Genomic DNA, 20,336 nt, shown 5'->3' on the forward strand with positions numbered 1-20,336 from the left:
CTGCTCAACATGACCCCATGCGGCCCCACGGGCCACATGGGGCGCCGGCAGGGTTGGGGCCGAAGGAGCAGCATGCGCACTCCCCGAGCGACCACGTTGGACGTCGAAGAGCCGACAGATCAGACCCTTTCGCCACGACCAGGCGTGCGGTCCAGCACCTCCCCGGGGGGCGGTTCGGCGGGCCTGGACGACAAGTCCGTGCTCCTTCGCACTGCACACCTTCTCGACTCCTTCGACGCCGGTCATCCGGTCCTGCCGCTGTGCGAGCTCGTGCGGCGTTCCGACATGCCCAAGTCGACGGTCCATCGCCTGGCCGAGCAGCTTGTCCAGCTCGGTTGGCTGGAACGAGCACCCTTCGGCTATCGGATCGGCGTGCGCATGTTCGAGATGGGAGGACTCGCCGACCGATACCGCGTCCTCCGGGACCGCGCCCTGCCCCGGCTCCAGGAGCTCAGCACCCGGACGGGCCTGGTTGTCCAGCTCGGCGTCCTCGACAACCTGGACGTGGTGTACCTGGAGCGGATCCTCGTTCGAGGGCTGAATCTGCCCACCCGTGAAGGCGGGCGGATGCCCGCTCACTGCACGGGGCTAGGCAAGGTCCTACTGGCGTTCGGCTCAGAGGCCGAGGTCGACGTTCTCCTGAATGCCGAACTTCCGCCGCTGACCCCGCACACCATGCACAACCCGCAAGACCTCGTGCGACAGCTGCGTCGGGTCAGGGAGCTGGGATACGCGAACGATCGCGAAGAAGCCGTCATGGGCCTGGAGTGCCTCGCCGTCCCGTTGCGGGGGTCGGGTCGGGCGATCGCCGCCATCTCCGTCTGCGGTCGTCGAAACCAGACGTCGGTCGACGAGCATCTCGCCGAGATTCGCCGCACCGCGAGCGCGATCTGGGCCGACATGTTCCACCAGAGCGGAGCGGCCACCGTTGGTCACTGAGACCGTGGGCAGCGGCCCGGCTCAAGCTCCTGCCGACCATCGGCTCGACCACGACGGGTTCTCGACGTTCTTCCTCGAGACCGGTGCTGGTCCGACGGTCGTGCTCATCCACGGCTCAGGCCCTGGCGTCTCCGGCGTCGTGAATTGGGGCGGCACCTTGGCGTCCGGTCTTCGCCACTCCTTCCGCCTGATTGCCCCCGACATCATCGGCTTCGGCGAGACCAGAGCGCTGTACCCGGGTCCGCTGGACCATGCCACGCGGGTTCGCCAGCTGATCAGCTTCATCGACGCACAGGGAGGGCCGGTCCATCTCGTAGGCAACTCGCTGGGTGGCGGACTCGCGCTCGCCGTCGCGCACCAGCGCCCCGACCTCGTGCGGCGCATGGTGCTCATGGGGACGATCGGCATCCGCTTCCCCATCAGCCCCGGACTGGAGCAGGTGTGGGCATACACGCCGAGCGTGGACAACATGCGCCGACTCATCGACCTCTTCGTCTACGACAAGACCCTCATCACCGACGAACTCGTGCAGCGGCGGTTCCAAGCCAGCGCGGTGCCATCCGCTCACGACCGGTACGCCGCATCCTTCCCATCCCCTCGACAGCGTTACCTCGACGAGGCCGCGTTGGATGAGGCAGCGCTGGCGACGATCGACCATCCGGTCCTCCTTATCCACGGACGTGAGGACCGCGTGATCCCGTGGAGGGAGACGAGCGGTCGGCTGGTCGAACTCCTCCCCGACGCCGAGTTCCACCTGTTTCCGCGGTGCGGCCACTGGACCCAGATCGAGCGCGATCGCGACTTCGAGTGGTCCGTCGGCCGCTTTCTCTCCTTGTGAGCGCGCCAGTGCGGGGCCTCATCGACTGGCATGCCCACATGCTGTCCTCCTCGTCCGCCAGACCGGCGGGCGCAAGCGACTATCCGCACGTCCGCCCGGCCCCCGGGCAGCCTGCTGAATTGGAGATGTGGGCTGGCGAACGCCGGTACCGAACAATCCGTCCACCGGCGGTCGACTGGCGGGCCAGGATCACCGAGATGGACCGCATGGGCGTCGCGCGGCAGGTCCTCTCGGCACCTCCCCTTCTCCAGGCTTACTCGAACGCGCCCGAGCACGTCGCCGAGTTGGCTCGCGACAGCAACGCCCACCTGATCGATGTCTGCCGGCAAGCGCCTGATCGGTTCGCCATGTTAGGCATGCTCCCTCTGGGGGACCCCCGGGCGACGGATGCGGAACTGGAGCGGCTGCACGGCGACGAGTCGTGCGTCGGCGTCTCCCTGCCTGCCTACACCTACGACCGCGTCATCGCGGACCGGGAGCGGACCCAGGCCTGGCGAGGCATTGCCGACCTCGGTGTCGTGCTCGTTCACCCGGCGGACACGGCTCTGTGCGAGGCGGACCGATCGATCGGAGCGGTGTTCGGTGCGGCGATGGTGATCACGACCGCCCGGACGGCCGTCCACATGATCACCTCGGGCCTCCTTGACCGCGTGCCGGACCTGCAGGTGCTCTTGGCGCACGCTGGAGGTTGCTTTCCGTCCCTCCTCGGGAGACTGGAGTATGGCTTCTCCGCGCTCGGCCGCAATGGCAACTTGTTGGCGTCGCCCAAGGCGCAGGTGCGGCGGTCGTTCTGGGCCGACTCGGTCGCCTACGACGACCTCACCGTGCAGCACGCTGCGGACGTCTTCGGGCACGATCGCATCGTCTATGGGAGCGATTACCCCTTCGACGCCGTCGTCACCCCTCGTGATCTCGACCTGCGCGGCGGCGAGCGCTCGGTGCCCTGGCTCGACACAGTCCGCGGCAACGGGGAAGCCCTGTGGAGCCAGGTCCGCCGGGCCCGAAAGCCGCCTACAGGGTGTCTGCCCGCGAGCGGCTGACAGCCTCGTACCGTTCAGCGGGACAGGACTCTGGTGACACGCGATGCGCCGGTGTGATGATCTGCAAAACCCAAGCGATGGGCTACCGGAACTCGAGGCCGAGCCGGCCTGTGTCAATGAGTCAGCCACAACACACGGGGCGCCGCCGACGACGCATCGAGATCCCGGGAGTGTGAGTGTCACAAGCGAATGCAGTCCAGCCGAGAGCCAGTGGCGGGCCTCCCGAGGACCTAGGCCCGGCCCGGGTGCGGCGCGCCCGGCTGCCGCGGGCGGCGCTGATGCCGCTCATCCCACCGCTCGTCCTCGTCATCGCCTGGTGGATATCCGGCACGATGTTCGGCGGACTCCGCGGGCGGATCCTTACGCCACCGGACCAGATCGCCGAAGCGTTCCGGGACCTACTAAGCGACGAGACGCTGTGGTCGAACCTCGCTGTGACCATGAAGGAGTTCTTCATAGCGTTCGTCGCGGCGTACGGCATCGGACTCGTCGCGGGACTCATCGTCGGGATGTCCCGGTTCGCGACAGCCGTGTTCGAGCCCTTCGTCTTCGGCATCTACGCGATCCCCAAGATCACCATCCTGCCCATCCTGCTGGTGATCTTGGGGCTCAACTCCACGATGGTCGTGGTCTTCGCGGCACTCCACGGTGTGCTGCCAGTCTTCTTGGCCACCGTCAACGCACTCAAGAATGTGCGGCCGCTGTATGTCGAGGTCGGTCGCTGCCTCGGGGGGTCCCGCCTGCAGATCTACCGCAAGGTCGTCCTGCGATCGATCACGCTGCCAGTCATCTCGGCCGCCCGCATCTGCTTCACCCTGTGCTTCCTTGTCGTCATCACGGCCGAGATCATCCTTGGAGGGGCCGGCATGGGCCACCTAGTGATGGCCTACTACCACGCGTTCGACTATCCCCGCATGTACGCCTCGATCCTCTTCACGGTCGTGGTCTGCGGGGTGGCGTACCTGCTCGCAGCCACAGCCGAACGTCGACTCGCTTCAGCCGAACAGCAAAGGTAGGTGTGCGTGACCAACGACATCGTCATCGACTCCGTGTCACAGCGGTACGTCAACATTGAAACCGGCAGGGAGACCGTCGCCCTCGACGCGATTTCGGTAGAGCTCCGCGCGCGGAGCTTCACATCGATCATCGGTCCAAGCGGATGCGGGAAGTCGACGCTCCTGCGGATCCTGGCCGGTCTGCTGCACCCCACCCACGGCCACGTCTCGACCGACGGTGAAGTGATCACTGGACCGAGCCCCGAAATCGGCTTCGTGTTCCAGGAGCCGTCGCTGTATCCCTGGCGCGACATCATCTCCAACGTCGCGTTCGGTCTCGAGCTCCAGGGCGTGGCTCGAAAGGAACGACTCGCGACGGCGGCGGAGTTCATCGAGCTCGTAGGACTGAAAGGGTGGGAACGTGCCTATCCGCGGGAGCTCTCGGGCGGAATGCAACAGCGCGCCGCGATCGCTCGCGCCCTGGCCATGAGGCCCCCCATTCTCCTGTTGGACGAGCCCTTCGGAGCTTTGGACGAGCAGACGCGACTCATCCTTGGCAGCGAGCTGCTCCGCATCTGGGAGGCCACTTCAGCCACCGTCGTGCTGGTCACGCACTCGATCCAGGAGGCCGTGCTCCTCTCCGACCAAGTGGTGCTTATGTCTGGCCGGCCCGGCCGGATCAAGAACATCTACGACGTTCCTCTGACACGTCCGCGCGACGACCGTACGATCGCCGATGCGGCGTTCCAGCAACTGCACTCGGAACTGTGGGGCAGCCTGCGCGACGACGCCTACGCTGCCGACCGCGCCCTGACGAAGGCCTAAGCCGAACGGTGGCCACGATAGAGTCCCCCCGGCGCCTGCACGCCTGCCGCTTGCTGGTCGCGATCGGCCTGGTCGCACTGTGGTTCTTCGGAGCACACCAGCTCGGACCCATGACGATGCCGAGTCCAACGGTCGTGCTGGGCGAGATCGTGCCGATGCTGCAGTCCGAAGTCTTCGTGAGCGACCTGCGCACGACGATGTCGCAGATTCTCATCGCGCTTGTGCTCGCCTTGGTGCTGGGCACCGGCTGCGGCGTCCTCGGGTGGCGGTTCCGCTCGTTCCGGAGCGCGGTCTTTCCTTGGTTGTCGATGCTCAACACCGTTCCGCCTGTGCTGCTGTATCCCGTGGCGATCATCTTCTTCGGGCTCGGCACCGGCAGCACCGTCCTCCTGTCCATCTTCTTGGGCGGGATGGTCATGACGGAGAGCACGTACGCGGGTCTGCGGAGCGTCGAACGCGTCCACCTCGAGGTGGCCTCGATCTTCCGCGCCTCGCGAGTCGCGACGTTCAGAAAGGTGCTGCTCCCCGGCGCGCTCGACATCATTGCCACCGGCCTCCGCGTCGGGTTCACACTGGTCTTCATCGTCGTGATCGCGACGGGCTACATCCTGTCCGGTGTGGGGCTCGGCTACCGCCTCCGCTTCTACTACGAATCGTTCGCGATGTCCCAGCTGTATGCCCTCGTGATCCTGATCATCGCCCTCTCGCTGGCCTGTCAGGTCGTCCTGATGGCAGCCCTTCGCCTTGTGCGGTCCTCCGATCGCGCTACCAGCAAGGGACTTGGCCCGGCGAGCCAAGACGTCCCGAACGGGGTACGTCAAGCGCCCGTGTAGACGCGGGTGCGAGGTCAAGACCAATACGGAGGGCAATGGATATCAACGCAGCTGCCACGCAGCTGGAGCGCGCTGAACTCTACGGCGTGGGGATCGAGCCGCTTTCCGCGCACCCGGATGGGGTCTCGCGCGAGGCCGCCTGGCAGATCGCCCGGGAGCGGGACGACCGAAGGTGGCGTGCGGGCATGTCCCTGTCCGGCTACAAGCTCGGGTGGACGTCAGAGGCGATGCGTCAAGCCTTCGGCATCCAGGAACCCAACTACGGGACGCTGTGGACTCCCATGCTGATCCGGGACATCCTGGACATCAGCCCACTGATCCACCCCAAGGTCGAAGCGGAGATCGCTTTCCGCGCCACCGTGCCGATCTCAGGGGCGAACGTTACGCCCGACGAGGTGGTCTCCTCAGGCACCTGGGCCGTAGCTCTCGAGATCGTGGACCCTCGATGGCGGACGTACCAGTTCACCTGGGAGGACAACGTCGCGGACGGTTCCTCCGCTGCGCGCTACCTCGTCGGAGAATGGAGCGCCGCCGATGACCCCAGCGAGTGCTTCGTGAGCTTTCGCTCCGGCGACCACCTCGAAACGGCGACCGGCGACGCCGCCATGGGGTCGCCTGCCCTTGCTGTGAGCTGGCTGGTGCGCCAATTGCATGTGATCGGCGCGGGGCTGCAACCCGGAATGGTCGTGCTCACCGGGGGGCTTACGGCGGCCCGCGACCTCCACCCTGACTCCGAGGTGGTCGTCGAGTCGCCCGAGCTCGGCAGCTGCCGCATCCAATGCACCAGCAGCGGTGCAGCCCGACTTCGTACGAGCCTCGCGGATGGAGCCGGAGACTTCCCAGCCTACGGTGGCGCCGATGACGAACAGCCCGGCAGGACACAGACATGAGCGCTTCCCCAGACACCTGGGTCATGGGCACGCTGGGAGACGAGAACACGTTCGCAGGCCAGGCCGCCACACGTTTTGCGGCACGACTGAGCGGCCTGGGGCCGCCGGTCTACTTCGCGTCGTTGGACGCCGTGACCGACGCAAGCCTGCGAGGACTCATCGACTTCGCGGTCGTCACCGGGGAGACGACCGCGGGTGCGACGTCGGATGCGATGCGACGGATGCTGCGCGGCGAGCGCCTGCACGTCGTGACCGAGCTGGTCGTCCCCTACGACTGTCTACTCCTAGGGAAGCCGGGCACCCGCCTCACGGAGATCTCCCGCGTCACCGGCCATGGCTCGATCAGTCAGTGCACCGATTTCCTGCAGCAGACACTCCCGCACGCCGTGGTTCAACGGCATGCCCTGAACTCGGCTGCCGCCGCAGACGACGTTATCCAGGGAGATGGCAGCACGGCGGTCGTCGGCTCTCAACGGCTCGCCGAGAGCATGGGCCTGACCGTGCTGGCCACCGACATCGACGGCGGGGCCTCGGCAGCATGGTGGCTGCTCTCAGCCACGCCGGTCACCGCGCCCGCGCCCGACCGGATCGTCGTCCGGACCGGGTCGTCTGCCGGGCTGACCGCTGTCGTCCGAACTCTCGCGCAGCTTGGCTTCGAGGTCCGCAGCGTCTTCAACCAGCCGCTCGGGCGGCTGTTCGGCTACCGCTTCGTGGCAATCTTCACCGGACCGCCCTGCCCCGAGGTCGTAGCCGCCGTCGAAAGCCTGCCTATGCAGGACGTCGATCTGCTCGGAGCGTTCCGGAGCGAGGCAGACCTTCCCGTTCGGAGCCGAGCCATTCGGCTCACAACACCCAACCGTGACCAGCGACCCAACGACGGTGCCGAAGGCCCTAGTTGATAGCTAGGCCGCCGCAGCCATCCTGGCCGGCCGCCAGCAAGATGGGTCATGCCGCCCAGCAGGACGTGGTCCGGACGCTGTGCAGCAGTTTGCTCCGCGGCTCACGTGTCGAACCCTCGCTCTCGGCTGCACGCACCGGGCGACGCACAATCCAGTCCCGGGCAGGACTGGTCCGCTCGAGTTTCGATCACGACACTGGGCAGACGTCCCCCGTCGTCCCGGCGGACCCGTCTGCCGCTTGGGCCTGGCTAACCGCCCATGCGTCCGGATATCTCGTCGGCGGCAGCCTGGCACTCTCGCACGATCCGCTGGAAGTCGATGACGCTCTTCAAACGCTCGCGGGGAAAAGAGACACCGATCGCGGCGACCACGGACCCACTGGAGTCTCGGATGGGCGCCGCCACACCCAAGACGTCGATTCGGCGTTCCCCGTCATTGGTGGCATAGCCGGCACGACGTACCTGCTCCAACTCCTCACGCAACGCGTCGACCGTCGTGATCGTGGTCTCGGTGAATCGCTCGAGCCGAACCGGCAAAAGTCCTTCCACCTCACGCTCCGACATCGACGACAAGAAGACCTTGCCGGATGATGATGCGTGGATCGGCAGGCGCTCACCCCGAGCGGTGTGGGCCCGGACGGCCCGGCGGCCGTCAACCTTCTCCACGACGATGGCAGCGTCACATTCGAGCACACTGAGGTGGATCCCCTCCTCCGTAGCCATGGACAACGCTTCCATGACCGGCCGTGCCGCACTTGCAAGGCCGAGGGAGCTCGTGGCCGCGTCGGCGAGACGTAGGCAACGCAGCGTCAGGGACCAGTGAGCACCAGCTGGGTCCTGGTAGATGTATCCCGCGGCCCGCAGGGTACGCAGAGAGCGCAAAATGGTGCTCTTCGGAGACTTGAGTTGCCTACTGAGGTCGCCCAGCGACACCGGCTGCAACTCGGCGACGGCCTCAAGCAACGTAAAGGCCAGGAGGACCGAGCGCGCGACCTCAGGCCGACTCTTGGGAGGTTGGGCCGGCTCACTCACAGTCACTAGATATCCTCCGCATGTTTCGTCCAGGGTCAGTCTGACACTCTCGCGCCCGCCCCGCACAACATTGGACTGCTGCACGCACCTGGTGACGAATTCGGGTACGGCAAGCGCAGCTCGAAGACCTCCGCCGCGGGCACCACCCGGTCGCCGCTCGGGAAGCCGCGGCCCGGCAGTTGGGCACGGTGCCCACGCTGTAGTGACAGCACTGGAGGAGCCGTGAGTAGCCACAGGCCGCCCCGTGCACGAACTCGCGGTCTTCTCGTAGATCTCGTGAACCTGGCTGATCAGGCCCGCGGTTCGCGCCCGTGCAGCATCAGTTCGGAGGTCTAGCCGCTCGGGGGTGCGCGGAGGAACGACAAGTGCCCCGACGGTCAGGCCGGTGATGTCGAGGGCTTTGGCCCGCTTGGCTGCCTGGTGCGGCCGATCCGCCCGCCGCGGCCGTGTGAGGTGACACCGCCATTCGGAGAACCCGCGCCAGATGCGCGTCGATGACCACCATCGAGGGGCTTCCCTTGCGCGGCCCATCGGTTTTGGGTCGCGCATGCTGATCCCCAGTTGGCGTAGGCACTGCGGACCACGGTCATCAGCTCGGCGTCCTGCTGGCAACGCTGGCTGGGCTTCACGGGGACAGTCTGTCGCCCAGTACCGACAGCGGTCGGCTCACGTTGGGCGCGCCGACCAACTGGGCGCTTCGGTCCGCTGTGATGGAGCTTCGCCGAGTGGCGCGCTAGCGGGGAGTCCGGTATGCACGAGCGGCGAGGTCGACTGGTGTCGCCAGGGCTGCTCTGGCGGGACGCGCCCTCAAACGTCGGCTGGTGGCGGCATCGGTAGTTGACATGACCAAGCCGGCGTGCCAGAGGCCCGGAAAACCCGCAAGGAGTAGCGATTCAGTCGCTGCTTCCCGGTCGCGGGTGGTCGGGTCTGGTCCCGTGCTGGTGATGCCTACGGATCAGAAGGTTTGGGGTTCGAATCCCTACAGGCGCGCAAGGCACGCGCATGGCAAAGGCCCCTGGCCTGCGGACACGCAGGACAGGGGCCGATCTGCTTCTCGCGCGAGGCGATGCGCCGCTGCCGGTCAGGCGGACCAGGGGGAGCCGAGGATGCTCTGGACCATGTTGCCGCGGCGGAAGTCAGGCACGAAGTGGTCCAGCACGTCGGCCATCATGTTGCCGTAGGTCGTGTCGGGGCGGTGCCTGAGACCGTCGTGGAAGGCCTCGATGAACCCGTTCTTGAAGTCGCCGCGCGGGTGTGCGCGGGTGACTTCCTCGACGAGTGCGGGGTCGAGCTCGGCCAGGCCGAAGCCGAGGACATCGGTGAGGACGCCCAGGTGCGTCGCAGCGATCTCCGGCCCCATCTGCGTCGGGATGCCCGGCGTGGTGTGCAGCGCGATCGCCTGCCACACCGTGTCGGCAGCCTGCGCGGAGAAGCCGCGCTCGAGGAGGAACCTCCGGGCGTTGTCCGCACCGTCGACCTCGAACCGCTGCTCGGGCTCCGAGAACGGCGGCACGAGGCCGGAGTCGTGGAACAGGGAGGCGAAGTAGAGCAGCTCGGGGTCGGCGTCCAGGTTCAGAGCCTGGGCCTGGAACGTGCTGAAGATGAAGACCCTGCGGGAGTGGTGGAACAGGAGCGGGGTGACCGACTCCTCGATCAGGCGAGTCGCCTCGGCTACGGCAGAGGTCTCGGGAATCGCTACCCCGGCGATGGTCTCGGTCATGGATTGCTCACTTTCGGATGGTCTTCGCGGACTCGGACGGTCTCTTGCGATATCCACGGTGCCTTCGACCGAGCCTTCCGCGCTGCGTCAATCAGGCCATCAACCCCCTGATTGCAGACATGTCGGCGGGAAGACCAGTAACCGGCGCAGGCACGCCATCGTGTCGGCGTACCCCGGCTTGACGCGGTCTGCGGCTGCGCGCTGGCACGATGAGGACCAGCGCGGACGCGTCGGGCGCGACGTCTATACGGAGGCTACGAGATGGTGGACACGGTCATGCGGTCCTGCGGCCCTCGATGGTGAACGTCCGGCAAGTCGGAGTCGAGGAGGAGCTGCTCCTGGTCGACTCCCTCGGAGCGCCCAGCCCCAGCTCCGAGCAGGTCCTGGCGCTGTGCGCCGCCGACACGGACGACCTCGTCGACGTGACGCTGGTGCGCGAGTTCTTCCAGGCCCAGGTGGAGATCGTCACCGCCCCGGCCGTGCGGCTCGAGGACATCGGGACTCGCCTGCGCTCCGCCCGCGCCGCCCTGGCACGCGCCTCGGCGACGATCGGGGTCGCGCCGGTCGCTGTGGCCGGACCCGTGGTCGACGCCCCCAACGGACCCCTCGTGCACCAGGATCGCTTCGAGCAGATCGGCGGCACCTACGGGCGGGTCGCCGCGGACTCCCTGATGTGCGCGGTGCAGGTGCACGTCGAGGTCGAGGACCGCGCCGAAGGGGTCGGCGTCATCGACCGGGTCCGGCCGTGGGTGCCGCTGCTGCTCGCGATCAGCGCCAACTCCCCCTTCTGGCACGGCCAGGACACCGGCTTCGCCAGCTGGCGCTCCCAGGTGTGGCGCCAGTGGCCGAGCAGCGGGCCGACAGAGCTCTTCGGCGACGTCACGACGTACGACGCCCTCACAGTGCGCATGCTGGAGACCGGCGCCATCCTCGACGTCGGGCTGCTCAACCTCGACGTACGCCTGTCGGCTCGGTATCCCACTGTCGAGTTCCGGGTCGCCGACGCCTGCACCTCGGTCGAGGACGCCCTCACCGTCGCCGCCCTGAGCCGGGCACTGACGGAGACGGCCGCACGCGAACACCGTCGAGGGGTTCCGCCTGTCCCGTGGCGGGTAGACCAGCTGCGGGTCGGGGCCTGGCGCGCCGCGCGCTTCGGGCTGACCGACACTCTGCTCCATCCCCTGGAAGGCGGCCCCGTGCCCGCGGCAGCCGCACTCGCCGCCCTGCTGCACCACGTCGCACCCGCGCTGGAGGATGCCGGGGACCTGACCTTCGTGACCGACGCACTGGGCCGGCTGGGCACCGCCGGGACGGGCGCCGACCGCCAGCGGCGCGCCCTCGACGAGCACGGCGACCTCGCCTCCGTGGTAGGTCGGCTCCGGCGCTGGACCGTCGCCCCGGCCGGTTGACATCGCGGCCCATCCGTGAGTGAGGTCGAGCGCGCCCTACGTCCGAACCGGTGGTTTACAGCGCCCCAGCAAGCGTGTGAAGGTTGATGGCTCGTTCCGGACGCACCCCAGAGGGCAGCGCCGGACTAGAAGGAAGAGAGATAAAACCGTGGCACTCCTCTTGTGGATTCTTGCCGTCATCCTCGTGGTCAGCGGCATCGTGTCGCTCGTTCGTGGCCAGATGCTCTGGGGGATCGTCCTCATCATCGTCGGCCTGCTCGTCGGCCCTGGAGGCGTCAGCATCTTCACCTGATGCCGCGCCCGGCTCGCACCCCCGCCCCTCGTGGGCGGGGGTGCTGCCATTTCCGGGCAGTCGACCCGGTCCCGTCCCCGGCTCTGTCGGTCACCTCTGTCGGTCGGCGCACCTAGGGTGAGGCCGATGGCCCTGCACCTCCACCGCGCCGAGCGGACCGACCTGCTGGCCGACGGGCTCGCCGACCTGCTCGCCGGCCCGCTGGCCGACCCCTTCGCGCAGGAGGTGGTGGTGGTGCCGGCCAAGGGGGTCGAGCGCTGGCTGATCCAGCGGCTGTCCCACCGGCTCGGCACCGGACCCCGCGGCGGCGACGGCGTGTGCGCCGGCGTCTCCTTCGTGAGCCCGCACTCCCTGGTCGCGATGCTGCTCGACAAGGACACCGAGGACCCGTGGGAGCCCGACCGGCTGGCCTGGCCGCTGCTCGAGGTCATCGACGCAGCGCTCGGCGAGCCGGGCTTCGAGGCCCTGTCGGCCCACCTGGGTCACGGTGACGCCGACGACCAGCGCAGCTCGCGCCGCTACTCCGTGGCCAGGCGTCTGGCCGGCCTCTTCGCGTCGTACGCCGTGCAGCGGCCGCAGCTGGTCACCGACTGGCGCGAGGGCCGGGCGACGGACGGGGCCGGCCTCGACCTCGACGGCGACCTGCGGTGGCAGGCGGAGCTCTGGCGCCGCCTCGTCGACCGGGTCGACGCGGCCCCTCCGGACGTGCGCCACACCTCGACGCTCGAGCGGCTGCGCGCCGGGGGCGCCGCCCTGGACCTGCCGTCGCGACTCTCGCTCTTCGGCCACACCCGGCTGCCGGCCACCGAGGTGCAGCTGCTTGCTGCGCTGGGTGAGCTCCGCGACGTGCACCTGTGGCTGCCGCAGCCGTCCGCCCCGCTCTGGGAGGCGCTGGCGCCGACCGCCGCGGAGGGCCCGGTCGGGCGGGCCGAGGACGACTCGGCGACGCGCGTGCACCACCCGTTGCTGGCGTCCCTGGGGCGCGACTCGCGGGAGCTGCGGCGCACCCTGGGCAGCGTCGCGGTCGAGGAGGCCGTGGTCGCGCCGTCTCCGCCCACGCCCGCGTCGCTCCTCGGCTGGCTGCAGGCCGACCTCCGCGGCAACCAGGCGGCGCCGCCCGCCCTACGCGCCGCCCGCGTGCTCGACGCCGCCGACCGGTCGGTCCAGGTGCACGCCTGCCACGGCGCGGCCCGGCAGGTCGACGTACTCCGTGAGGTGCTGGTCGGCCTGCTCCAGGACGACGAGACGCTGGAGCCGCGCGACATCCTGGTGATGTGCCCCGACATCGAGTCCTACGCGCCGCTGATCTCGGCGGGCTTCGGCCTCTCCGACGTCGCCGGCGAGGGCGTGGGCCACCCGGCCCACCGGCTGCGGGTGCGGCTGGCCGACCGCTCGCTCGGCGCCACCAACGGCCTCCTCGGGGTCGCGGCGGCGATGGTCGAGCTCGCCGGCGGCCGGTTGACCGCCACGCAGGTGCTCGACCTCGCCGGCAGCGACGAGGTGCGGCTGCGCTTCGGCTGGGGTGACGACCAGCTCGAGCGGATCGCGGCGTGGGTGGGAGAGGCCGGCATCCGCTGGGGCTACGACGCCGCGCACCGCGGCGAGTTCGGGCTGGCGATCGAAGCCAACACCTGGGTCACCGGCATGCGTCGGGTGCTCCTGGGCGCCGCCATGTCCGGCACCGGTCATCGCTTCGTCGCGGCCACCCTGCCGCTCGACGACGTCGGCGACGCCGACCTCGAGCTGGCCGGCCGGTTCGCCGAGTTCGTCGACCGGCTGCACCAGTTCCTCCTGCGCGCCGGCCGCGCCGGCACCGTGGAGGAGTGGACCGACGCCCTAGCCAGCGGTGTGCACGAGCTGACGACGGTGGCCGGCGACGACGTGTGGCAGTTGGCCCAGTTCGACCGCGAGCTGGCCCGCATCCGCGCAGGCGCGCAGGGCGACCGGACGACCCTGAGGCACGCCGACGTGCGCGCCCTGCTGCGTCACCGCCTCCGCGGCCGGCCGACGCGCTCGAACTTCCGCACGGGCACGCTCACGGTCTGCACGATGGTGCCGATGCGGTCGGTGCCGCACCGGGTGGTGTGCCTGGTCGGCCTCGACGACGGGGTCTTCCCACGCATCGCCTCCGTCGACGGCGACGACGTACTCGCCCGCCGACCCCGCACCGGCGAGCGCGACCTCCGGTCCGAGGACCGGCAGCTGCTGCTCGACGCCATCGGCGCAGCCACCGAGACGCTCGTCGTGACCTACGCTGGCCGCGGCGAGCACAACGGCGCCGAGCGGCCACCCGCCGTACCCCTCGGCGAGCTGCTCGACGCCCTCGACGTCACCACCGAGGCTCCGGTGCGCGACCGGGTGCTGGTGCGGCACCCGCTCCAGCCCTTCGACGAGGTCAACCTCGTGCCCGGCGGCCTGGTCGGCGACCACCCCTTCACGTTCGACCGCGCTGCCCTCGCCGGCGCCGAGGCGGCGCGAGGCACCCGGATCGAGGTGCGCGAGCTGGTGCCCGAGCCGCTCTCGGCCGCCGACACCTCCCCCGACGTGTCGCTGGCCGACCTGCACGACTTCTTCCGCCACCCCGTCAAGGCGTTCTTCCGCAGCAGGCTGCGGGTCTCCACGCCGTACGACGCCGACGAGGCCAAGAACGCCATCCCGATCGAGCTCGACAACCTCGAGCAGTGGGCGGTCGGCGACCGGCTCGTCACCGACGTGCTGGCGGGCGCCGACCCTCAGGCCGGCATGACCGCCGAGCAGCTGCGCGGCCTGCTGCCCCCGGGCGACCTCGGCGCCGGGGTGCTCACGGCCGTGGTGCAGAAGGTGCGCCCGCTCGTCACGCAGGCCCTCGCGCTGCGCACCGGCCCGGCCCGCTCGCTGGACGTCGACATCGACCTGGGCGACCGGCGGCTCACCGGCACCGTCGGCAACGTCTACGGCAACGACCTGGTCTCGGTCAGCTACTCCAACCTCGGCGCCAAGCAACGGCTGGCCGCCTGGCTCGACGCGCTGGCGCTGGCCGCCGGGCACCCCGACGAGAACTGGACCGCGCACACCATCGGCAAGCATCGCTCCGGAGGCCAGGTCGCGATGGTCAAGCCCCTCCCGGAGCACGAGGCGCGCGCGTGGCTGCGCGAGCTGGTCGACGTCTACGAGCGGGGCCTGCGGGAGCCGCTGCCGCTGCCGGTCAAGACGTCGCTGGCCTACGCCGCCGACCACGTCTACGCCTCGGCCGGCCGCGACGCCGACCCCGACGGGAGGGCCGAGCGCGAGTGGACCACCCCACGGTTCGACGACACCGGCTTCCCCAAGGAGGACGCCGACGCGTGGCACGTCCGCGCGTTCGGTGAGCACGCGCCGTACTCCATGCTGACGACGCCGCTGCGCGCCGACGAGACGCCGGTGGGTCCGGCGCACCGGCTGGGTCACTACGCCTGGCGGGTGTGGGGCCCGCTGCTCAGCGACCGCGAGAGCATCCGGGGGATCCAGACCTGATGGACACCTTCGACATCACCGCGCCGCTGCCGACCGGCACCACCCTGCTCGAGGCGAGCGCCGGCACCGGCAAGACCTGGACCATCGCCGCCCTCGTCACGCGGTACGTCGCCGAGGGCGAGGCCACGCTCGACGAGCTGCTGGTCGTGACGTTCACCCGCGCCGCCAGCCAGGAGCTGCGCGAGCGGGTGCGCGAGCAGCTGGTGGAGGCCCAGCGCGCCCTCGCCGACCCGACCGCCCCTCGCCGCGAGAGCGACCTCCTCGACCACCTGCTGGCCGACCCCGCGCAACGCGCGATCAAGCACGCCCGGCTCACGGCAGCGCTCACGTCGTTCGACGCGGCGACGATCGCGACCATCCACCAGTTCTGCCAGCTCGTGCTGCGCAGCCTCGGGGTCGCCGGCGACACCGACGCCGGCGCGATCCTCGTCGAGGACCTCGAGCAGCTGACCGGGGAGGTGGTCGACGACCTGTACCTCGCCCGGTTCGCGGGGACGACCACCCCGATGTGGAGCAGGCGCGAGGCTCTCGAGATCGCCCGCACTGTGGTCGACGATCCCCGCGCCAGGGTCGAGCCGCTGGCCGTGCTCACCGACGCACCCGACTCGGTGGCGGCCGCGCGCGTGCGGTTCGCCCAGGACGTCCTCGACGAGGTCGAGCGCCGCAAGCGCCGGCTGGGCGTGCTCAGCTACGACGACCTGCTGAGCCAGCTCGCCGACGCGCTGTCGGCCGAGGGCGCCCCGGCCCGGGAGCGGATGCGGCACCGCTGGAAGGTCGCGCTCATCGACGAGTTCCAGGACACCGACCCGGTGCAGTGGCAGGTGTTCCAGCGGGCCTTCGGCGGGGTGGCCACGATGGTGCTGATCGGCGACCCGAAGCAGGCGATCTACGCCTTCCGTGGTGGTGACATCGTCACCTACCTCGACGCCGCCGAGACCGCGACGACGCGGCAGACGCTGGGCGTCAACTGGCGGTCCGACAAGCCGCTGCTCGACGCCGTGCAGGTGCTGCTCGAGGGTGCCGCGCTCGGCGACGAGCGCATCGTCGTACACGCCGTCGAGGCGCACCACGAGAAGCCGCGGCTGGTCGGCGCCGGCCCGCCGTTGCGGATGCGGCTGGCGCGCCGGGCGGAGATCGGGGCCGGCCCGCGCAGCAAGCCCGCGGTGTCGCGCTGGCGGGCGCACGTCATCGACGACCTCGCCCATGACATCTCCCGGCTGCTGACCTCGGGCGCCACCTTCGACGGTGAGCCGGTGCGGCCCGGCGACGTGGCGGTGCTCGCGGCCAAGCGCACGGACCTGCAGGCGACCCAGCTCGCCCTCACGAAGCTGGGCATCCCGTCGGTGGTCAACGCCGGCGGCTCGGTCTTCCACACCCCTGCCGCGACGGAGTGGCTCAGCCTGCTCGAGGCGCTCGAGCAGCCGCACCGCGCCGACCGGGTGCGAGCGGCCGCGCTGACGTCGTTCTTCGGGCTCACCGCGGCGGACCTCGACACCGGCGGCGACGAGGGCACCGACCACCTCGCCGACTCGGTGCGCACCCTGGCGGAGGTGCTGAGTGCCCGCGGCGTCGCCGCGGTGCTCGAGTGCACCGTCGTCGACGGCCTCACGGCCCGGGTGCTCGCCCGCGTCGGCGGGGAGCGCACCCTCACCGACCTGCGCCACATCGGAGAGGCGCTGCACAAGGTGTCGGTCGAGGAGCGCCTCGGCATCGTCGGCCTGCTGAGCTGGCTTCGGGCCCAGGTCGCCGACGACAAGCTCGAGGTCGCGTCCGAGCGCACCCGTCGCCTCGACTCCGACGCGGCCGCAGTGCAGCTGGTGACGGTCCACGGGAGCAAGGGCCTGGAGTACCCCATCGTCTACCTCCCGACCCTGTGGGACCGCTACACCGGCCGTGAGCCGGGCGTGCCCCTCTTCCACGACGACGACGGGCACCGCTGCCGCGACGTCGGCGGCCCGAGCCCGCTCCGGTCGGCGCACCTCGCCCGGCACGCGTCCGAGGACGCCGGCGAGTCGCTGCGCCTGCTCTACGTCGCGCTGACCCGGGCCAAGTCGCAGGTCGTCGCGTGGTACGCCGCGGCGGAGCACAACACGCCTGCCTCCCCGCTGCACCGCGTGCTCTTCGGCCGGCGCCCCGGCATGCCCCTGGTGCCCGACGAGCAGGCGATCGTCGGTGACGACCGGGCCGTCGAGATCCTCGGCCACTGGCGGACAGCCGGGGGGCTGTGGCCCGAGCTCGCCGACAGCGACCCCGCCGACGACGGCGACCTGCCCCACGACCGCCCGCCCCTCGATGCGCGCGCCTTCACCCGGCAGGTCGACACCAGCTGGCGTCGTACGTCCTACTCCTCCCTCTCGGCTGCCGCGCAGTCGGCGGCGCACGGCGCCGACCGGCACCTCAGCGAGCCCGAGGAGGTGCCCGAGCTCGACGACGAGGTCGAGCTCGTCGTCTCCACCGCCCCCGACCAGCTCGACCTGGCGGCCGTCGCTTCCCCGATGGCCGGGCTGCCCGTCGGCGCGACCTTCGGCTCCCTCGTGCACGCCGTGCTCGAGCACGCCGACCCGGGGGCGTCCGACTTCCGCGCCGAGCTGCTCGCCCACATCGCCGACCAGCGCACCTGGTGGCCGGTCGACCTCGACGCCGACGAGCTCGCCGATGCACTCGTCGCCGTCTGCACCAGCCCGCTGGGGCCCTTGGCCGCCGAGACCACGCTGCTGCAGGTCGGCTCCGCCGACCGGCTCACCGAGCTCGACTTCGAGCTGCCGCTCGCCGGCGGTGACGACACGGCGTACTCCGGCGACGACGTGACGCTCGGCGACCTCGCCCCCCTGCTGCGGCGGCACCTGCCTGCGGGCGACCCGGTGCTGTCGTACGCCGACACGCTCGACGCCGACGCGGCGCTGTCGGGCCAGCCGCTGCGCGGCTACCTCACCGGCTCGATCGACGTCGTGATGCGGGTGCAGGTCGACGGAGCCGCGCGCTACCTCACCGTCGACTACAAGACCAACTGGCTCGGCGAGATCGGGACCGACCTGACGGCCCGCGACTACCGCCCGTCGGTGCTGGACGAGGCGATGGGGCACTCCGACTACCCCCTCCAAGCGCTGCTCTACACCGTGGTGCTGCACCGCGTCCTGCGGTGGCGGCTGCCCGGCTACGACCCCGAGCAGCACCTCGGCGGGGTGCTCTACCTCTACCTGCGCGGGATGTGCGGACCGGAGACGCCGCGGGTGGACGGAGCGCCGTGCGGCGTCTTCGCCTGGCAGCCGCCCGTCGGGCTGGTCGAGGAGCTCTCGGCCCTGCTCGACGGAGTGCTCCAGGGAGCCGGGCGATGAGCGACGTCTTCGAGGTCACCGACCCCCTCGACTCCCGACTGGCCCTGCAGGCAGGCGGTCTGCTCGGGGCCTTCAACTCGGCCGGGGTGATCACGTCGGCCGACGTGCACGTGGCGCGCACGCTGGGCGAGCTCGGCGGGGAGCACGACAACCGGGTGCTGCTCGCCATCGCCCTGACCTGCCGCGCGGTGCGTGGTGGGTCGGTCTGCCTCGACCTCGCCACGGTGGCCGACATCGAGGGCGCCGACGATAGGGCCGACACGCTGCCCTGGCCCGAGCCCGCTCCCTGGGCCGACGCGGTCGCCGGCAGTCCCTTGCTCGGCCTGGGGGTCCTCCACTGGGACGTCGGCCTGCTCTACCTCGACCGCTACCACGAGCAGGAGACCCAGGTCCTCGACGACCTGACCGCGCGCGCCGCCTCCGCCCCACCCCACGACCCCGAGCTGATGCGGGCCTCCCTCGACCGCGTCTTCCCCCTCGCCGGCTACGACGAGCAGCGTGGCGCCTGTGTGCGCGCCGCGAGCCAGTGGACGACGGTCATCACCGGCGGCCCGGGGACCGGCAAGACCACGGCCGTGGCCGGGCTGCTCGTCGCGCTCGCCGAGCAGCACGAGGTGCGCGGCGAGGTCATGCGGGTGGCGATGGCAGCTCCCACCGGGAAGGCGGCGGCCCGGCTGCAGGAGGCCGTGCACGCGGCGGCGACCCACCTGTCGCCGGCCGACCAGGCCCGCCTGGCGGGGCTGCAGGCCGGCACCCTGCACCGGCTGCTGCGTCCCCAGCCCGGCAACTCCACCCGCTTCCGCCACGACCGCCGCAACCGGCTGCCCCACGACGTGGTCGTGGTCGACGAGACCTCCATGGTGTCGCTGACGATGATGGCCCGGCTGCTCGAGGCGGTTCGCCCGGACGCCCGGCTGATCCTGGTCGGTGACCCCGACCAGCTGTCCTCGGTCGACGCCGGCGCCGTCCTGAGCGACCTGGTCCGCGGGTTCGAGGGGCGCCCCGACTCGCCGGTGGCCGCGCTGCGCACCACCCACCGCTACGGCGCCGAGATCGGCTCGCTGGCCGAGGCGCTGCGCGACGGCGATGCCGACGCGGTGGTGGAGGCGCTGTCCGCCGGGCACGACGCGGTGCAGTGGATCGTCGACGACGACCCGGCCGCCCAGATCCGGGCGACGTCCCTGGAGGTCGCCCTCGCCGTCCGTGACGCTGCCGCGGCCGGTCGTGCCGAGAAGGCGCTCGCCGCCCTCGACCGGCACCGGCTGCTGTGTGCGCACCGCGACGGGCCCTACGGCGTACGCCACTGGAACCGGCGCATCGAGCAGTGGATCACCGCCGAGACCGGCGACCCTCTCTACGAGACCGCCTACGTCGGCCGCCCGCTCCTGGTCACGGCCAACGACTACGCGCTCGGCGTCTACAACGGCGACGTCGGCGTGGTGGTCGACCGGGGCGGCAATCGGCGCGTCGCGCTCATCGGGAGCGACGGCCCCCTCGAGGTGGCCCCCTCGCGGCTGGGCGACGTCGACACGATGCACGCGATGACCATCCACAAGAGCCAGGGCAGCCAGGCCGACGTCGTCACGGTCCTGCTCCCCGACGAGGACTCTCGCCTGCTCACCCGCGAGCTCTTCTACACCGCGGTCACCCGGGCGCGCAGCCGGGTGCGGGTGATCGGCCCCGAGTCGGCGGTCCGTGCTGCGGTCGGCCATCGCGCCCAACGGGCGACCGGCCTGGCCCGGCGGTTGGCCGACTCCTGACCACCCCGCAGACGAAACGCACACGACACATCACCCGG

15 protein-coding genes are annotated in these 20,336 nt (G+C 70.4%); 13 read left to right on the plus strand and 2 right to left on the minus strand.

Annotated features, from left to right (window positions below):
- The first annotated feature begins 144 nt into the window (after window positions 1-144).
- From ACP7BP_RS04925 to ACP7BP_RS04960, 8 genes are all read left to right on the plus strand, one after another.
- Window positions 145-939 carry an IclR family transcriptional regulator gene (locus tag ACP7BP_RS04925; RefSeq protein WP_426243029.1) on the plus strand — a complete coding sequence of 265 codons (795 nt, stop codon included), beginning with the start codon at window positions 145-147 and terminating at the stop codon, window positions 937-939.
- Window positions 940-943: 4 nt separating this feature from the next.
- The gene (locus tag ACP7BP_RS04930; protein ID WP_426243031.1) at window positions 944-1,777 is read left to right on the plus strand and encodes an alpha/beta fold hydrolase; all 834 of its coding nucleotides are present in this window, start codon (window positions 944-946) and stop codon (window positions 1,775-1,777) included.
- 8 nt (window positions 1,778-1,785) lie between these two features.
- Window positions 1,786-2,817: an amidohydrolase family protein gene (locus ACP7BP_RS04935; protein ID WP_426243033.1), complete on the plus strand. Its 1,032-nt coding sequence runs from the start codon at window positions 1,786-1,788 to the stop codon at window positions 2,815-2,817.
- 278 nt (window positions 2,818-3,095) lie between these two features.
- Window positions 3,096-3,833, plus strand: coding sequence for an ABC transporter permease (locus ACP7BP_RS04940; protein ID WP_426243035.1), 738 nt, complete (start codon window positions 3,096-3,098; stop codon window positions 3,831-3,833).
- Window positions 3,834-3,839: 6 nt separating this feature from the next.
- Window positions 3,840-4,637, plus strand: coding sequence for an ABC transporter ATP-binding protein (locus tag ACP7BP_RS04945; protein ID WP_426243037.1), 798 nt, complete (start codon window positions 3,840-3,842; stop codon window positions 4,635-4,637).
- A gap of 50 nt (window positions 4,638-4,687) precedes the next feature.
- The gene (locus ACP7BP_RS04950) at window positions 4,688-5,470 is read left to right on the plus strand and encodes an ABC transporter permease (RefSeq protein WP_426243039.1); all 783 of its coding nucleotides are present in this window, start codon (window positions 4,688-4,690) and stop codon (window positions 5,468-5,470) included.
- 35 nt (window positions 5,471-5,505) lie between these two features.
- The gene (locus ACP7BP_RS04955; protein WP_426243041.1) at window positions 5,506-6,360 is read left to right on the plus strand and encodes a 2-keto-4-pentenoate hydratase; all 855 of its coding nucleotides are present in this window, start codon (window positions 5,506-5,508) and stop codon (window positions 6,358-6,360) included.
- Window positions 6,357-7,259, plus strand: a complete 903-nt coding sequence (locus ACP7BP_RS04960; RefSeq protein WP_426243043.1) for a prephenate dehydratase domain-containing protein — start codon at window positions 6,357-6,359, stop codon at window positions 7,257-7,259. The genes ACP7BP_RS04955 and ACP7BP_RS04960 overlap by 4 nt, the downstream gene beginning before the upstream one ends.
- A 248-nt stretch (window positions 7,260-7,507) precedes the next feature.
- On the opposite strand, the gene ACP7BP_RS04965 is transcribed toward ACP7BP_RS04960, so the two are convergent.
- The gene (locus ACP7BP_RS04965) at window positions 7,508-8,290 is read right to left on the minus strand and encodes an IclR family transcriptional regulator (protein ID WP_426243045.1); all 783 of its coding nucleotides are present in this window, start codon (window positions 8,288-8,290) and stop codon (window positions 7,508-7,510) included.
- Between the two features lie 1,081 nt (window positions 8,291-9,371).
- Window positions 9,372-10,010, minus strand: coding sequence for an HD domain-containing protein (locus ACP7BP_RS04970; RefSeq protein WP_426243047.1), 639 nt, complete (start codon window positions 10,008-10,010; stop codon window positions 9,372-9,374).
- A 296-nt stretch (window positions 10,011-10,306) separates the two neighbouring features.
- Here ACP7BP_RS04970 and ACP7BP_RS04975 point away from each other — a divergent pair, with 296 nt between their 5' ends.
- The 5 genes from ACP7BP_RS04975 (at window position 10,307) to recD (ending at window position 20,298) form a co-directional block, all read left to right on the plus strand.
- The gene (locus ACP7BP_RS04975) at window positions 10,307-11,419 is read left to right on the plus strand and encodes a carboxylate-amine ligase (RefSeq protein ID WP_426243049.1); all 1,113 of its coding nucleotides are present in this window, start codon (window positions 10,307-10,309) and stop codon (window positions 11,417-11,419) included.
- A gap of 148 nt (window positions 11,420-11,567) precedes the next feature.
- Entirely contained in the window at window positions 11,568-11,711 is a 144-nt protein-coding gene (locus ACP7BP_RS04980; RefSeq protein WP_426243050.1) for a GPGG-motif small membrane protein, read from the plus strand.
- 126 nt (window positions 11,712-11,837) lie between these two features.
- Entirely contained in the window at window positions 11,838-15,203 is a 3,366-nt protein-coding gene (recC, locus tag ACP7BP_RS04985) for an exodeoxyribonuclease V subunit gamma (protein ID WP_426243052.1), read from the plus strand.
- A complete protein-coding gene (locus tag ACP7BP_RS04990; protein ID WP_426243054.1) occupies window positions 15,203-18,538 on the plus strand; it encodes a UvrD-helicase domain-containing protein in 3,336 nt (1,111 codons plus the stop codon). Before recC ends, ACP7BP_RS04990 begins: the two co-directional genes overlap by 1 nt.
- A complete protein-coding gene (recD, locus tag ACP7BP_RS04995; protein WP_426243056.1) occupies window positions 18,535-20,298 on the plus strand; it encodes an exodeoxyribonuclease V subunit alpha in 1,764 nt (587 codons plus the stop codon). The genes ACP7BP_RS04990 and recD overlap by 4 nt, the downstream gene beginning before the upstream one ends.
- The last annotated feature ends 38 nt before the right edge of the window (window positions 20,299-20,336 follow it).

It is taken from the genome of Nocardioides sp. LHG3406-4 (genome assembly GCF_049897745.1).
Taxonomy (GTDB): Bacteria; Actinomycetota; Actinomycetes; order Propionibacteriales; family Nocardioidaceae; genus Nocardioides.

Excerpts from the sequence above, each read along its gene's own strand:
- ACP7BP_RS04940 (WP_426243035.1), top strand. The coding sequence starts at position 3,096 with ATGCCGCTCATCCCACCGCTCGTCCTCGTCATCGCCTGGTGGATATCC.
- ACP7BP_RS04955 (WP_426243041.1), top strand. The coding sequence starts at position 5,506 with ATGGATATCAACGCAGCTGCCACGCAGCTGGAGCGCGCTGAACTCTAC.
- ACP7BP_RS04960 (WP_426243043.1), top strand. The coding sequence starts at position 6,357 with ATGAGCGCTTCCCCAGACACCTGGGTCATGGGCACGCTGGGAGACGAG.
- ACP7BP_RS04970 (WP_426243047.1), bottom strand. The coding sequence starts at position 10,010 with ATGACCGAGACCATCGCCGGGGTAGCGATTCCCGAGACCTCTGCCGTA.
- ACP7BP_RS04975 (WP_426243049.1), top strand. The coding sequence starts at position 10,307 with ATGGTGAACGTCCGGCAAGTCGGAGTCGAGGAGGAGCTGCTCCTGGTC.
- recC (WP_426243052.1), top strand. The coding sequence starts at position 11,838 with ATGGCCCTGCACCTCCACCGCGCCGAGCGGACCGACCTGCTGGCCGAC.
- ACP7BP_RS04990 (WP_426243054.1), top strand. The coding sequence starts at position 15,203 with ATGGACACCTTCGACATCACCGCGCCGCTGCCGACCGGCACCACCCTG.
- recD (WP_426243056.1), top strand. The coding sequence starts at position 18,535 with ATGAGCGACGTCTTCGAGGTCACCGACCCCCTCGACTCCCGACTGGCC.